The 13,295-nt window shown below is 41.2% G+C and carries 16 protein-coding genes; 4 read left to right on the top strand and 12 right to left on the bottom strand.

What is annotated here, in order from left to right:
* Positions 1–177: 177 nt before the first annotated feature.
* Positions 178–825 carry a DUF1349 domain-containing protein gene (locus tag BDE36_RS02085; protein WP_141813560.1) on the bottom strand — a complete coding sequence of 216 codons (648 nt, stop codon included), beginning with the start codon at positions 823–825 and terminating at the stop codon, positions 178–180.
* Between the two features lie 108 nt (positions 826–933).
* On the opposite strand from BDE36_RS02085, the gene BDE36_RS02080 reads away from it, so the two are divergent.
* The 3 genes from BDE36_RS02080 to BDE36_RS02070 all read left to right on the top strand — a co-directional run bounded on the left by BDE36_RS02080 (position 934) and on the right by BDE36_RS02070 (position 4,721).
* Entirely contained in the window at positions 934–1,695 is a 762-nt protein-coding gene (locus BDE36_RS02080; RefSeq protein ID WP_141813559.1) for a response regulator transcription factor, read from the top strand.
* Positions 1,696–2,108: 413 nt separating this feature from the next.
* A complete protein-coding gene (locus BDE36_RS02075; RefSeq protein WP_141813558.1) occupies positions 2,109–3,632 on the top strand; it encodes a hypothetical protein in 1,524 nt (507 codons plus the stop codon).
* Positions 3,633–3,773: 141 nt separating this feature from the next.
* A complete protein-coding gene (locus BDE36_RS02070; protein WP_128768088.1) occupies positions 3,774–4,721 on the top strand; it encodes an aldo/keto reductase in 948 nt (315 codons plus the stop codon).
* 533 nt (positions 4,722–5,254) lie between these two features.
* On the opposite strand, the gene BDE36_RS02065 is transcribed toward BDE36_RS02070, so the two are convergent.
* The 4 genes from BDE36_RS02065 to BDE36_RS02050 form a co-directional block, all read right to left on the bottom strand.
* Positions 5,255–5,980 (bottom strand): YozE family protein, encoded by a 726-nt coding sequence (locus tag BDE36_RS02065; protein WP_141813557.1) that lies wholly within the window; start codon positions 5,978–5,980, stop codon positions 5,255–5,257.
* A 531-nt stretch (positions 5,981–6,511) separates the two neighbouring features.
* The gene (locus BDE36_RS02060) at positions 6,512–6,793 is read right to left on the bottom strand and encodes a hypothetical protein (RefSeq protein ID WP_141813556.1); all 282 of its coding nucleotides are present in this window, start codon (positions 6,791–6,793) and stop codon (positions 6,512–6,514) included.
* 6 nt (positions 6,794–6,799) lie between these two features.
* Positions 6,800–8,116 (bottom strand): hypothetical protein, encoded by a 1,317-nt coding sequence (locus BDE36_RS02055; RefSeq protein WP_141813555.1) that lies wholly within the window; start codon positions 8,114–8,116, stop codon positions 6,800–6,802.
* Positions 8,117–8,131: 15 nt separating this feature from the next.
* Positions 8,132–9,031 carry a HEPN domain-containing protein gene (locus BDE36_RS02050; RefSeq protein WP_161987517.1) on the bottom strand — a complete coding sequence of 300 codons (900 nt, stop codon included), beginning with the start codon at positions 9,029–9,031 and terminating at the stop codon, positions 8,132–8,134.
* Between the two features lie 124 nt (positions 9,032–9,155).
* Here BDE36_RS02050 and BDE36_RS02045 point away from each other — a divergent pair, with 124 nt between their 5' ends.
* On the top strand, positions 9,156–9,554 hold the full coding sequence (locus BDE36_RS02045) for a helix-turn-helix domain-containing protein (protein ID WP_141813553.1): 399 nt from the start codon (positions 9,156–9,158) through the stop codon (positions 9,552–9,554).
* Between the two features lie 59 nt (positions 9,555–9,613).
* On the opposite strand, the gene BDE36_RS23865 is transcribed toward BDE36_RS02045, so the two are convergent.
* The 7 genes from BDE36_RS23865 to BDE36_RS02015 form a co-directional block, all read right to left on the bottom strand.
* Positions 9,614–9,781: a hypothetical protein gene (locus BDE36_RS23865; protein ID WP_170205906.1), complete on the bottom strand. Its 168-nt coding sequence runs from the start codon at positions 9,779–9,781 to the stop codon at positions 9,614–9,616.
* A gap of 35 nt (positions 9,782–9,816) precedes the next feature.
* The gene (locus tag BDE36_RS02040; RefSeq protein WP_141813552.1) at positions 9,817–10,266 is read right to left on the bottom strand and encodes a DUF6934 family protein; all 450 of its coding nucleotides are present in this window, start codon (positions 10,264–10,266) and stop codon (positions 9,817–9,819) included.
* 95 nt (positions 10,267–10,361) lie between these two features.
* The gene (locus BDE36_RS02035) at positions 10,362–10,991 is read right to left on the bottom strand and encodes a hypothetical protein (RefSeq protein WP_141813551.1); all 630 of its coding nucleotides are present in this window, start codon (positions 10,989–10,991) and stop codon (positions 10,362–10,364) included.
* An 18-nt stretch (positions 10,992–11,009) separates the two neighbouring features.
* Positions 11,010–11,969, bottom strand: coding sequence for a relaxase/mobilization nuclease domain-containing protein (locus BDE36_RS02030; RefSeq protein WP_141813550.1), 960 nt, complete (start codon positions 11,967–11,969; stop codon positions 11,010–11,012).
* On the bottom strand, positions 11,959–12,348 hold the full coding sequence (locus BDE36_RS02025) for a plasmid mobilization protein (RefSeq protein ID WP_141813549.1): 390 nt from the start codon (positions 12,346–12,348) through the stop codon (positions 11,959–11,961). The genes BDE36_RS02030 and BDE36_RS02025 overlap by 11 nt, the downstream gene beginning before the upstream one ends.
* 257 nt (positions 12,349–12,605) lie before the next feature.
* A complete protein-coding gene (locus BDE36_RS02020; RefSeq protein ID WP_141813548.1) occupies positions 12,606–12,869 on the bottom strand; it encodes a helix-turn-helix domain-containing protein in 264 nt (87 codons plus the stop codon).
* Complete coding sequence (locus tag BDE36_RS02015) at positions 12,859–13,146, bottom strand: helix-turn-helix transcriptional regulator (protein ID WP_141813547.1); 288 nt, start codon at positions 13,144–13,146, stop codon at positions 12,859–12,861. Before BDE36_RS02015 ends, BDE36_RS02020 begins: the two co-directional genes overlap by 11 nt.
* Positions 13,147–13,295: the final 149 nt, after the last annotated feature.

Below are 13,295 nucleotides of genomic sequence, written 5' to 3'. Positions count from 1 at the left end.
AACAAATGATTATACGGAAAAAGAGGCGGAAGGGTTGTCGAATAAGAAGTAATAACAAATTATATACTCCGACGCTTTGAATCTATATGGAATTATCAAAAATTGGTTGAGGTAGATAAGGTTTTTATAGACCGGAATTTAGCGGGGTACCAGGGCTAGTACTCCGCTAATATATGTCTATTGATGATTCTTGAGCCATTCCAGGCGACGCTGATCGGGAAGGTGCTTCACAGAGAAATTCTCGAATTTCGCTTCAAACCCGTCACCATCAGGAGATGCAGCCATGAGGCCCACCATTACCGGTGTATTATCCTGCAAGGGCGCATTCCTGGTCATGATATAGTTTTTATCGTCAAGAGAGTAGAATATTTCAATGGCATCTAATCTGCGCACTACTTTGATCCAGATAAAGGGCGGAACCTTATCAAGTGTGGTTACGCTCCAGTCGCTTTTGTGATGGGTAACTACTGTACTGACATTGAACTTTCCGTCTACGAACTCCACCCCCGTTTTGATATAATTTTCATGGTCGGTGCGGATCATTAGTCCCATTTGATCGAAGCGGGCCTTATAGGCTCCAGTCAACTTTACTTTAGCCTCAAACTCGCCTCCATAGTTTGCATAATAAAAAGGAGCATCGTCAACCGTAAAACCATAGTGAGAAATGCGCCAGTAATCGGTTTTGGGCGTTACCTGCATTATTAAGCTATTATTCTTAATTTCCCAGCGCTCAGGTTCGTTGTACCAGGTCATTTTGTCGAGACGCTGTGCTTTCATCTGGTTAAGAGCCAGAAGCAGACTTACCGTGAAAAGAATTTTTTTCATTACTTTTTGTTGTTGATTAGAAATAGTCGAATCGCTTTACTTTTGTATGTTCGCAATTTATCCAGCATTTACGCTGGATTCAATGGTTATTAATAGCCATTACGCAATATGGAAAATATCCGTAAACTTCTTGATAATAAATTATTTTCGCAATCTTTTGCCCCGGAGGCGGATCTGAATGCCCAGCTGGAGAATGCGAAGTTCATCGCGCAGTTGTATTCGAGACTTGAAAACTGCATCAGTGTACTCAGCGACATGAAAGCCCGGAGAAGTTACATTTATTATGGAGCAGTGGCAGAACGACTGGGTATTCACAAGCGCAAAGCCGAAATCAATTCCATTTGGGAAGATGAGCTGTTGAGCCGTATACATGCGGAAGATCTGCAAAAGAAGTACAGGCTGGAGTTCCAGTTTTTTCAGCTGCTGAATTCGATAGAGGGAGCTGAACGTCCGGATTACCGGGTGGTAACGAAGCTCAGGATCCGCAACAGAGAAGGCAAGCAGCTTTTGCTTGAGCATCGGCTATTGTACATCAGCAGTTCGGCGGAAGGAACTGCATGGCTGGCACTTTGCTTATACAACATCATCTACGACCACCCCGAGTTTGGAGTCCCCAAAGGAGTTATCCTTAATACGCGGACGGGAGCCATCATAGATCCGGAGGAGCGCAGCTTCAATGAGATGCTCAGCGCGCGGGAAAAGGAAATCCTCCAGCTAATCAAGCTTGGCCGCAGAAGCAAAGAAATTGCAGAAAAACTATCGCTCAGCATCCACACGGTGAACCGGCACCGGCAGAACATCTTTCAAAAGCTAAACGTCACGAATGCGCTGGAAGCGTGTAGGGTGGCGGATGGAATGGGGGTGTTGTAGAAGGGGTCAGTCCCTATCACTTCTGGCATATCTATTCAAGTCCGCATGGGGTTCCAGGAAAGCCAATAGGGGTACACTGTCTGACAAATCTCTGATAAAACCCTTACCAGTGCCGCATCATATCAGCATCTCGTCAGTATCTCATCAGCATCATGTCAGACTAAAGTCTGACGAGAGTCTGACATGATGCTGACAAGAGTCTGATGAGATGCTGACGAGATCAGGGATTGGTCAGGCATTTGTCAGGCACTCTATAGGTTTTTTACCAACTTTCACCTCTCTTTTACTGGCACAAAAATGCCGTCTGCTGAAAGGCCCCAAATTCATTGCTGTTGTAGCCTGGAGACAATATTTCTAAATTTAAATCTTATGGAAAATTTCTATAATTGTCATCTTAACCTAAAACCGGTCGCATGAAAAAGCTAAACACTCCTATAATTTGCATTCTCACACTCCCTGTTCTCCTTTTTTCATTCAAGCCCATCAAAGGCGATGGAGACGACCCCTCCAAACTTTTGTACTCTGAACAGGCAATGAAGCGGCTTAAAAAAGAGATCGAATTAAAAAATGAAAGCTTTGATCCAAATGCAGCGAGCAAAACTCTCTTTACGGTTCCACAGGGCGTGGCGGCATATCTGGAAGTAGAAGGAATAAATGTAGCCCGAATAAAGAAGCTTATTGACGGGAATGCGGGATGGAAGACGGTAGCTGCACTTCTGAAGGAGAAGGAGAAAGTTGACACCGCTTACTTTATTAAGTCGAAGACAGCCCGGGGAGTTTCCTTCTATCCGCTCGAAATGGGCAGGGACCGTCTTTCAACTGTAGAGACTAAAGATCCGGAAAACTACACCCGGAATTTAAGCGGCAAATGGGTGTACACTCATTTCCCCAAGACAAGCTATAGTGAGGAAAGCATCTGTGCTCTGTTTATCAGAAAGGAGTTAAAGCCGCAACCGCTGCCTCTTGCTGCAGTTACCTGTATCCGGTACACAGATCATCTGATAGATACAAACACCACTATTTTCACCAAGGTCGCTACCAACAATACCAGATTGTTTAGTTACGGTGTTAATCCCATTATTGGTAAGCTGATTAAGCTGACTCATAATTTTCCTGGTAAGCCCGAATGGAAAAACGATACAAGTCAAAGTAGCATCGAGCAGTATTATAAAGATTTTAATGCCTGGGAAGAGGCCAGGACAAGGTATGTGGATGACACGCTTTCAAAAACAGAGGAATTCCGCACGCTTTTAAATGCGGCATACAAAGAGGTTTCGGAAAAGGACACCGTACGCCATAGTTCTATGAACGAGTTAGAAAGCTATGTAGAGAAATACATATCGCCCTCTGCTGCACTGGCTCTAAAGCGAAAACGGATAGTAATAGGCGGTTGCAGTATGGATAATGCTCCGATTATTCATGCCGCCAATATTGCCAGACTTGCTGGCGAAACCTGTTGCATGGAAATATTCCTGCGTTCCCACCTAAACATCCTTAACGACCGGTTCAGCCGGGTATCGGACGGGAGTTATGCCGAGCCGGGAAGGAATACCTATGCCAGGGAACTCGAACTGCTTGGAACAAGGCTTGAATATCTCATTCCCGGCACTTTGATAGTTGCAAAGAACCTTTCGAACGATCACTATCAAGGCGACGTACAGCGTGCCGGCAGGGCAATGGCCGAACTGGAGAGCAGGAAGAAGGTTTATGAAGAGATTGAACGCTTAATTAATACCGAAACGCTGGACCTTTTAAACCGGGTGCGGTTTGTATTTCTTGCTCAGCACTACAACCATTACCTGCTTGAAAATCAGCATACGCAGGAAGCGAGGCAGAACCTGAAGAGGCTCAGCGAGGCATTGAAGTCTTTCCCTGGGTATATCAGACAACCGTTGACTACCAGTATAGCATCTATGGAGAAAGATGTGAAGGGGTAGCGCAATGTCCGTCTGCTGTCGATAACATGTAATTCATTCTCATAGTTATTCTTTAACGAGAATATATTTCTACATTTATAGCAGTAAAAGTGAGTTGCAGACTGTTAGGCAGTGAAAATAAACCCGAACTAATAAAACATTATGGATACCAAGAACAAACAAAACCAAATTAAACGCCGCGATTTTTTACAAAAAAGTGCAGTACTTGCAACTTCTGCAATCTTTTTACCCTTTTTGGGCAATAAAGCATATAGCGCTTCAAATCCTAAAAAAAACAAGAGCTCAGTTCCAACCGTTAAATTAAATAACGGTTTACTTATGCCAATTCTTGGCTTTGGCACTTATTCATTAAGAGGTGATATATGTAAACGTTCTGTGGCTGAAGCTATTTCTGTAGGGTATCGCCTTTTCGATACGGCAAGCAGATACGGAAACGAAGAATTTGTTGGGGCAGGAATTAAACAAAGTGGTATAAAAAGAGAAGAACTTTTTATAACTTCAAAAGTTTGGGTAGATGACGCCGGGTATGAAAAGGCAAAAATGGCTTTTGAAACCTCTTTAAAAAAACTGGGCACAGATTACTTAGATTTATACTTGATTCATCGACCAAGAGGAGATTTTAAGGGTTCGTGGAGAATGATGGAAGAGCTTTACAAAGAGGGTAAAATAAAAGCTATTGGAATAAGTAATTTCACCCCGGCTCAATATAACGACTTAATGTCAGTGGCTAAAACTAAACCCGCAGTAAATCAAATCGAAACTCATGCTTTCTTTCATGAGATGGACTCCTATAATGATTTGAAGAAAAACGGAGTACAAATGGAAGCCTGGGCACCATTTGCAGAAGGTAGAAACGGACTTTTTACTAATCAAACTTTGGCTGATATTGGAAAAATTCACAATAAAAGCAATGCTCAGGTAAGTTTAAGGTGGCATTACCAACGTGGAGTAGTTGCTATACCCAGAACTGTTCAAAGAGCACATATGATTGAGAATTTAAACATTTTCGACTTTAAGCTTAGCAAGTCTGAAATGAAAGCAATTGAAGCTTTAGATCTGAATACCTCTCAATTTCCAGAGTGGACATAAACATACCGGCGCTGTTCCTTCATTCGCTCAGAGAAATGTGATCTAATAACCAAACTTTAAAGATCAATACATTGGAGATCCCCGTTCATGATTATCGTTGGCCAGGCTGTTTCTATCAATCTCCCTTATCTCTACCAACTTGACGTTAGCACCTGTTCCTCTAATCGTAAAAAAACCCTCTAAATCATACAATTTAGAGGGTTTTGAACCTATTTGGGGGTCCTTGATGTCGGGATGGCAGGATGATTATCAGGCCACTTAAATCTATGATATTCAATAAGTTATATCGGAAATAAACAGTATCGGGCACCGAATAGGGCACATTTAATACGCCTTTGTTTGATTGCTTTTGTGGTCTGTTTATCCGTATAAGTAATAGTCAATGAACTTGTTATACAAATATAATAAATGTTTTTCAATTATAAAACACCTTATTATCAAACAGTTATGATTGTCAAATCATTTCGGGCATTCTGTAATTAGGATTGAAATATACCGAAAAGGCTCCCGTAAAACGAGAGCCTTTAAGTTCCTTATAGTGTGACGTGGTTGATACAAGCCAATTCCGGGGTACTTCGTACTTCATCTAAAAATAAGGAATGAACGCTTCCTGCTTTAGTTAATGGTCGCTCTGTCCTCACTGAATAATGCCTTAAATCAACATCAACAATCGTAACCGGGATGGCCTTTTTCCCGCCCCATGAAATCCATGCCTTGTCGCCAACTTCAAATTTCTCCACTGTTCGTACATTATAGTGGCGCGGAATTACTCCTTTAATACTCACAATTTTTCGCAAGTCGTGATTTTTAACGACTGGTTTTCTTACGGCCGGAATGTTTGGACGGGGTACTTTTGCTCTCCGTAAAAAGGCTTTATAACTTTTCCATACACGTTCTAAAGTTTGCATTGCAGGTATAGAGGCCCTGTGTGAGCTTAAATAACTTCTGTATGCTTCAAGCGTGTCGTATAACGGCCATGACCTGTCGCCAAGCATGTCCTTAGCCAAATCTCCGAGAGGGGTATCCCTGTTTTGGTGCTTTTTAAGCCAATCAGTAAAACTTACCTCTATTTGCTCTTTGATTGGTGGTATTTCAGCGGCTGGCTGTTCATTAAGTGATCGCTGGCAATGTTTCCAGTTGGAGAACCCGAAATCTTTGGCGATTATTTCGAGAGCCTGCGTATGGGTTATACTGTTCTTCCTTTTTAAATTCTTGGCTTGACGCTTTATAAAAGCGAGGGTAGGTTTTTTATTGTTCATGGATTTGCTTTTAACCTCACAAGAAAAAATGTCGCCCACAAACCATTCCTCACATGTGAGAAAAAAGTTTCCAATAACTTTAGATACAGTGCTGATACAGCTTCGCAACAGTGGGCGGCTGGCATCTGTAGATACCGTTATAAAGATAAGGATTAAAAGGCAAGAAAAGCAAATTTCTAATTATATGTAAAATCTGCGCGGATAATGTGTAATTTGCCTATTGTTGTCTATTCACATACCATCCCATTTTCAACGCTTAGGCACCAAAAGCGCGAGCCGGATTAAATGTCAAGGCCGAAGCACCGCTAAAAAACAAAACACAAATGCTTCGCTTGTATAGCCTTTACTTTTAATCCGGCGGTCGGTAACTTTGCCTACGCGGTGAAATTGGGATTTTCTTTTCAACAGGAGAGAAAAACAGGTGTGTTGTGAGGAACGAACTTCACTCCTGTATAGGCGGAGAGGCTGGCGCCGTAGGCACGTAGGTGCTTGCCGCACACGCCAGTAGACATTATTCATGCAACTTGCTTCCTATTTATCTTCATCGTCCTTTTTTAGCACTGTCCTGTTTAGATACTCGCAATATTCATAAAGGTCGTCCAGAAATAAATTGAACCCTTCATAAAACAATAACATGTTAGTAATTTCTTCGCCTGTGACCGATTCCGCTGAATTGTAAACCCAACCGCGGTATAGCTCCCAAATTATCTTTTTTAGTTCATCATAAGGGTAGTTTACAAATAAGTGCCTTAACCCATATTGCAAGTCCTTTATTTCTTTAGGTGATAGCTCTTTAAATTCTTCCTTTTCCATGACAAATCACATTGATAGATAATTTGTAATGTTGTTGTAATCGTATGGCTCAATCTTTTTGCTATTTGGGTCAATGAAATGTACCAGATAAAAAGTACTCAATTCGGCGAAAAAGGTATCCTGAAATTCCCTGAAATGTTGTTTAAGAATGGTCAACCGATTATTGTGTAATAACATCCAGCGCAATAAATCATCATCCTGAACCGAAGCCATCAAGTAAATCAAATCGGTAGCCTTATCAAATACAAAAAGTGGTGGTTTGTTCTTAAATTGTAACGGGTTACCATTTACCGTCACTATGGCTTCTAAAGCGAAATGATCTTGATACATTTTCAATTGAAAACTTAATACAGGTCTTTCCAAACTGTATTTACAATCTCGCATATCCGATTTCCGTGGCTTGCTCCTCAAATACCTTAGCCAGTAAGTATAATATCTATAGATATATCTTTCCTTTAAAAGCAATGGAATGGCCTGCTCCCACAAGGTGAGCATTGCTTGTTTTAGGCTTTGCGATTCTTGTTTTTTCTCCTCACCGGCCATACCGTATTGCCGTTTTGCAATATCGTGCTGTTGCAGGCTTATAGTATTAAGCATTTGCTGATTGGCCGTATAAGAAACGTTTGGTATCAGCTTCTTTTGATGGTTGAATTGTTTAAAGCTTACAATATCGTTGCCCTGCTTGCTCGTAATCCCTAAACATGCCATCAAGATGGGCAGATGCACATGGTGCTCACCTAAATTGTAGGCAATACAATAAGCGATGGCCTCTTGTCCTCCGTGGGGAAAAGCTAACGTTTTAGCGGGTGTTGTTAGCGAAAACCGCTCCCGCTCCGCAAAACCGATATTGGATTTAAAGATGTTACCATACTTTTCTTTAGGGGTGATTTTTATCCAATTTTTGGTTACCTCCGTTGTAAGGAACTTATCTTTTATTTTATCATCATCAACTATCCCCGGCCAATAATAATCTTCCAGCTCTAATCGTCGGAACCATGCGAGATTGTGCAAAGTCATAAAGCCATGAAAACAAAGCTTCTCACCCGGCATACCACACGTACAGGCTATATCTAATTCCGTTAACCCGACATGCAGGTATAATATATTTTCAGAACCATCGGATAACTTGGCTTCTACAGATATTAGCGCATTTTTGAAACCCTTATACTCTACATGATTACCCATGTAAACTTTGCGCCCCTTTGGTACCGGATAGTGCAGTTCAAGCATTTCCCGTGTTAAACCCTGCCTGCTTTCCAATGAAATGGTATAGAAAAAAGTGTCCTTTGGCAAAATGATGCCCGGTCTTATATTTTTTTTCATGATGCTTTTGCGTTTTTACGATACCGGTTCGGCAGGATGATTTTCTAATAAACTGATAACTGTTGGCACTTCGTTACGATATTGCTCTAACCTGTTATTACAGAGTATTTTGATTAGGTTAAGAAATTCTACTACCTGAGTAAATAGTTTATCAGCATCGGCACTATCAATTTGATATTCATCTTTATATCGGGTTTCCGAATAGCTTCGTATCAGTATCTGAAATTGCCGTTTTTCTTCTGCTGTCTTCCTGGGAAATAGTTCAAACGGTTCATCCGAAAAGCACCTGCATAAATTGATCAGCCGGGCAAGGTTGTGCATATCAGAACGGTAGCCCATATAGATACGGATAACCATAATACAGGCTTGCTCGATGGCTTGGTGCAACTGGAATACGCAATTGTTGTAATAGCCGTGTTCTAAGCAGGTGCTGGCCGATTGTAGGAAACCTAAAGCCATACCTTCCCTGTGTTCGTAATGTTTTTGTGCCCTGCTTAATGTAGTAGATGGATTTAGATTTGGGAAATCTGTATTCAAACGTAGGCCGTTAAAAGAATACATCTGCAAACCATCCCGGCAAACCGCATTAAAAAAACGATTACCCTGCTTTATTTCATTAGTCACCGTTTCAATGGCATGAACAAGTATGGTAATGTTCATTTCTGGAAATGCACCAGTTACATGATCCTGCACCGAATGTTCAATGCGTGTAATATCTGTAGTGAGCATCAATAAAAAATAGTGGGTATCAGCTATTGTAACATCTTCTATAAAACAACTGGCCGCTGATCTAACTTCATTTAAACAGCCGAAGCAATAGATGTATTCCACGTTGTACTTGGTAACGAGCGAATTAATGACCTCAATAAGCTTGTTATATTGGGGCGTAGTAAGATTTAAGTTTTGTCTGTTCATAGCCATAATTTTGATTGTTTATCAAAATTGGCGTATGCTTGTAGCGTACCGAACCATAACAGGTTGTGTTTTACAATCTGCCCGTTGTTTTGTACATTTACAATTATCACATTACTTTTGGGCTATGGCAGAAACAGCATTACACATCGGAAGAAAAATAAGCCGCATACGCGAATTACGTGGCATGAAACAGGAAGCTTTAGCTTTAGAGCTTGGTATCAGTCAACAAGCTGTTTCTAAGATTGAGCAAAGTGCAGAGGTAGAGGATGATGCTTTGAGTAAAATAGCTGCCGTTTTAGGTGTATCTGCTGAAGCTATTAAAAATTATAGCGATGAAGCCGTGATATATAACATTCAAAACAATTATGAAGGCTCAAATAATCATGGGGCGAATGTAGGTCACCAATTTAATTTCAATCCGATAGAAAAACTTGTTGAACTTTTTGAAGAAAATAAATCGCTTTATGAGCGGTTATTAGCCAGTGAAAAGGAAAAAGTGGAATTATTGAAGGATAAAAAATAGTTACGCGAAACAAAAAAGGCCAGATTTACACCCAGCCTTTAATCTATTGTTAGGTGTGCTCATTTCTTTTTTGTGCCTGGTAAACCAACCCGTTGTAAAGTCTTAGTAGCTTCCTCTACCTTTTTAATCACAAAAGGATCGTTGGCGTGACTTTTAACCTGTTCGCTAACCGTACCAGTGCCGAAGCCTTTTTTTATAGATAAGTTGTTTGTTGTCGTTGACATCATTGCCCCCTTTCTTTTAATAATTCAAATTTAATCAATTACTTACGCTTTACCAAAAAGCCACCGTAGTTAAAACTGTTTGGCGCAAATTCTTTCCAGTCATCATCTTTAAGCCCGTACACTTCAAAATCCATGCTGATTTCTTCCCATAAACTTGTAATACCCATTTGGTACAGCCTTGTACGGGAAGCCGTGCTACCCTTAGCATAAATGTAATGGTTACCATGCCGGTCGCAAAATTCTGCAATTGTATTTGCGACTGTAGCTAATACGATCTGCCTATCCTCATTATTGCTGATAACTGTATCGTCCAACTCACCAGTAATGGAATTAAGGTCACCGAATGCCAAATTGTATATAGCCGGGTCGGTATTCGGAATACGCGAAAACGTAACCATTTTGCGAATACGTCCTTTTGGTCCCTCGCTCCAAAATTCGTAATCGTGGTAGTCATTGCTGTTTAGATATTGATACCGTTCTAAATTCATGGCTGTGTATTTAAGAATTAAGTATTTTCAAAATAGCGAATTTAGGCGTATTTCTGTACACGGGTATGATACAACCGCTACCAAACTATTGATAGCTATTTTTTGTGTTTACTCGTGGTGGTAAATTTACCTCTTAGCTTTCTCAACTTATCATTAGCTGCTTTACTCTCCTCGGCGGCTTGCTTTGCTTCAATTGCAGCCTGGGACACTGTTTCCCGCTCATCAATCTTGGACTGTGCTTTTTTGATGAGGCTATCAGGATTATTATTGTAAGCACTATCGATCTGCCGGGTTATATCAGGGTAAAATCCACGTAGTAACAGATATTTATTGGTTGCATCGCTTCGCTTATTGTTCTCCAAATACAGGTTTATCCCGATGGCAAGTAAAACACAAATACAAAGAATAAGCCCTAACACAGTTTTAATCACTAACCGCGATTTGGGTTCAAACTCATGCTTGATGGGGATTGCTTTAGGTATAGCATCCAGTTTTGCATCAAACCTGTTTAACTGACCACCGAACCGTTCCAGTTGTTTACTGTTTTCCAAAGTTTTCATTTCTGCCGTTTCACCAATCTTTGTTTCCAAATCCTCTATTTTTGATGGAAGGGCAGTTAAATTAAGCTCGTCAATTTTAGACTGCCTTTTTTCGAGGTCTGTCATTTTTTTAGCCAGGCTATCAATGATCTCCTGTTGTATGTTATTTTCTTCGTGATTTTCCATTGTCTTAAATTATTAATATTACCTGCTTACATTATAGCTTTGACTTGGCTTTTTGCGCTTTTTCTTGCGCTCGTCGGTGTCGGGTATGTATGGCACCGGCTCAACATAGTCCGGTGCAAACAATATGTCGAGTAGCGATTTGCCACCCATTTTTTGCTGCGGAGGGAACGCTGGGATTTGCGATTGCGTGGCAGCTTTCAGGTCGCTAACAAACTGTTTATGCTGTACCTGTTCGGACTGGCGTTGTTGTACATTTTGCTGTATCGCCTGGGTTATTTTGCCGTAACTTAAACTGCGGTCAATCTCCGAACCTTTGAATTTGTATTTACCCTTACCGAAGCTAATACCTTGTATCTCGGTTGTACCACCCTTAAATTTAAAGTAAGTGTCAATACCTTGTTTAGCCAGTTCGTTTTTCAGTTCTATAATACTGCCCACTTTTTTGATGGCGGCTTTTAATGTATCGTGCAATTCGTACTTTAACTTATCAATGCCTTTCAATTGTGGGCGGTTAACCTGTTCTTTACCTTTACCCATGTACATACCGTATTTTAAAGTGAGCTGTTTGCTTACCTTTAGGTTGTTGTAATGCTGGAACTTGTCGGATATGGTTTTACCCTGATTGTTTACCCGGTTGTAAACGATGTGCAGGTGGGGATGCTCTTTGTCCTTATGCCTTACCATTAATACCTGGGTGTCCTGTATTTTCATTTTCTGCAAATACTCTTTAGCGATCTCCACCATTTTCTCATCGTTCAACTTATCCTTGTCGTTTGGACTCCAACTCAAAGCAATGTGACCAACCGCCTGACCTAAGCCGGGGTTCATTTTACGCTGCATGTTAAAATCGTTTATAGTGTGCGCAATCTTGTCGATGCGAACACCATCCGCATAAAGTGTAACGGCATCTTTTTTAAGCACGTTATATTCTATACAGCCGCCAAAGCTTTTACCGGGTTTAGGAACCTTACCTATCATCGCTATTGAAATATTTTAGTGCCTGATCTATCTCGGTTAGCAATCCATCACACTTACGGGCTACCGATAACAAGCCATCTTTATGCGCTAACTTTGTTAGCTGGTTGAGGTTGTTAGCCATCCCTGTAAGCATCCGCATGATCTGCATATCTTCGGGATTTAACCGAGCTACAACTCTCGCGGCTTTAGCTGCCGACCTGAACCAATCGCTGATTTTCATACCTGCTTCTTTGGCTCTACCGGCTATAACAAAATGCTCCGTGGCGGTTAACCTAACCCTGATAAAAGCCTCCCGTTTGATAGCTATTTTCGGCCTGCCGCCTTTATGTTTCGGTTTACTTGGTACTATCCCAACCGTATCTTTCAATCCTGTTTCCATACCCTACAATCTGTCTTACCCAATCCCTTTTCTGTCTTTTTTCCTTTTTGCAACCAACGGGCGCAAAAAGCAAGTTTGCCCCCTTGCCGAAGGCTTGGGGGAGTTTTTGTGGAACAAAAACACAAACTTGCTTCTTATCGGCAAATGATTTTCGTTAACGGCCTTTGGCCGGATATACAGCTATGCAGCTATACCGCGAGCGGTACGCTGCGCCGCTGTTCGTCCAAAGATTTGCTTTGGGTTCTGCTGGCAGAACCTTATTTGTCCTCGCCTTCTAAAAGCTTTTCAATGTCTTCTTTTTTGTAATATAGCAGCCCGCCGATTTTGGTATAACGTAGCGTTCCATTAACCCTTAAATTCTGTAAAGTGCCAGGCGAAATATTTAACAGCTTCCTGACTTCGTAGCTTTTCAACCATTGTTTACTTTGACCCTGACCGGGCTTTAACAAGCTTTTAATTTCGGTCAACATTTCATTTTTAAACCGCTTCAAATCTTCCCATGTGATTAATTCAACGTTCATCTTTTCCTCCTTGATCTTTAGTTTTTTGTTGCATGATTTTGAGCACCTCGCTCTTTTTAAAATACACCCGCTTATGCAGGCGCAAATAGGGTAGCCCCTTTTTCATCCAGTCGGTAAGCGTGACTAATGACACGCTTAACTCCTCGGACAGTTCTTGTTTGGATAATAGCCGTTCATCCTGTGGCGGGTTTCTACCTGCGTTAAAATGCTCTTGTAATTCTGCCCTTACTGCATCCCTGACACACCGGCTTAGGGCTTCTTGGTTTATTATCTCCATGCAGCAAATGAAAAGAGAAAAACAGCGCGTGCGTGACCATGCAGATTTGCGTGGTTAAATTGAAGGTGTTTTTGGCAACTTAAAGCAAGCTTGTAGGGTATTGAAATATAGCCTGTTAGGAGTTAGAGGAAGTAGCGGTAAGTATAGTT

Source organism: Arcticibacter tournemirensis (genome assembly GCF_006716645.1).
Lineage (GTDB): Bacteria > Bacteroidota > Bacteroidia > Sphingobacteriales > Sphingobacteriaceae > Arcticibacter > Arcticibacter tournemirensis.
Note: the sequence above shows the minus strand (reverse complement) of the source record. Positions and strands in the feature narration are given on the sequence as shown.

What these genes read in the sequence shown, in the direction of transcription:
- BDE36_RS02085 (WP_141813560.1), bottom strand. Translation starts at nt 825, where the DNA reads ATGAAAAAAATTCTTTTCACGGTAAGTCTGCTTCTGGCTCTTAACCAG.
- BDE36_RS02080 (WP_141813559.1), top strand. Translation starts at nt 934, where the DNA reads ATGGAAAATATCCGTAAACTTCTTGATAATAAATTATTTTCGCAATCT.
- BDE36_RS02075 (WP_141813558.1), top strand. Translation starts at nt 2,109, where the DNA reads ATGAAAAAGCTAAACACTCCTATAATTTGCATTCTCACACTCCCTGTT.
- BDE36_RS02070 (WP_128768088.1), top strand. Translation starts at nt 3,774, where the DNA reads ATGGATACCAAGAACAAACAAAACCAAATTAAACGCCGCGATTTTTTA.
- BDE36_RS02065 (WP_141813557.1), bottom strand. Translation starts at nt 5,980, where the DNA reads ATGAACAATAAAAAACCTACCCTCGCTTTTATAAAGCGTCAAGCCAAG.
- BDE36_RS02060 (WP_141813556.1), bottom strand. Translation starts at nt 6,793, where the DNA reads ATGGAAAAGGAAGAATTTAAAGAGCTATCACCTAAAGAAATAAAGGAC.
- BDE36_RS02055 (WP_141813555.1), bottom strand. Translation starts at nt 8,116, where the DNA reads ATGAAAAAAAATATAAGACCGGGCATCATTTTGCCAAAGGACACTTTT.
- BDE36_RS02050 (WP_161987517.1), bottom strand. Translation starts at nt 9,031, where the DNA reads ATGAACAGACAAAACTTAAATCTTACTACGCCCCAATATAACAAGCTT.
- BDE36_RS02045 (WP_141813553.1), top strand. Translation starts at nt 9,156, where the DNA reads ATGGCAGAAACAGCATTACACATCGGAAGAAAAATAAGCCGCATACGC.
- BDE36_RS23865 (WP_170205906.1), bottom strand. Translation starts at nt 9,781, where the DNA reads ATGATGTCAACGACAACAAACAACTTATCTATAAAAAAAGGCTTCGGC.
- BDE36_RS02040 (WP_141813552.1), bottom strand. Translation starts at nt 10,266, where the DNA reads ATGAATTTAGAACGGTATCAATATCTAAACAGCAATGACTACCACGAT.
- BDE36_RS02035 (WP_141813551.1), bottom strand. Translation starts at nt 10,991, where the DNA reads ATGGAAAATCACGAAGAAAATAACATACAACAGGAGATCATTGATAGC.
- BDE36_RS02030 (WP_141813550.1), bottom strand. Translation starts at nt 11,969, where the DNA reads ATGATAGGTAAGGTTCCTAAACCCGGTAAAAGCTTTGGCGGCTGTATA.
- BDE36_RS02025 (WP_141813549.1), bottom strand. Translation starts at nt 12,348, where the DNA reads ATGGAAACAGGATTGAAAGATACGGTTGGGATAGTACCAAGTAAACCG.
- BDE36_RS02020 (WP_141813548.1), bottom strand. Translation starts at nt 12,869, where the DNA reads ATGAACGTTGAATTAATCACATGGGAAGATTTGAAGCGGTTTAAAAAT.
- BDE36_RS02015 (WP_141813547.1), bottom strand. Translation starts at nt 13,146, where the DNA reads ATGGAGATAATAAACCAAGAAGCCCTAAGCCGGTGTGTCAGGGATGCA.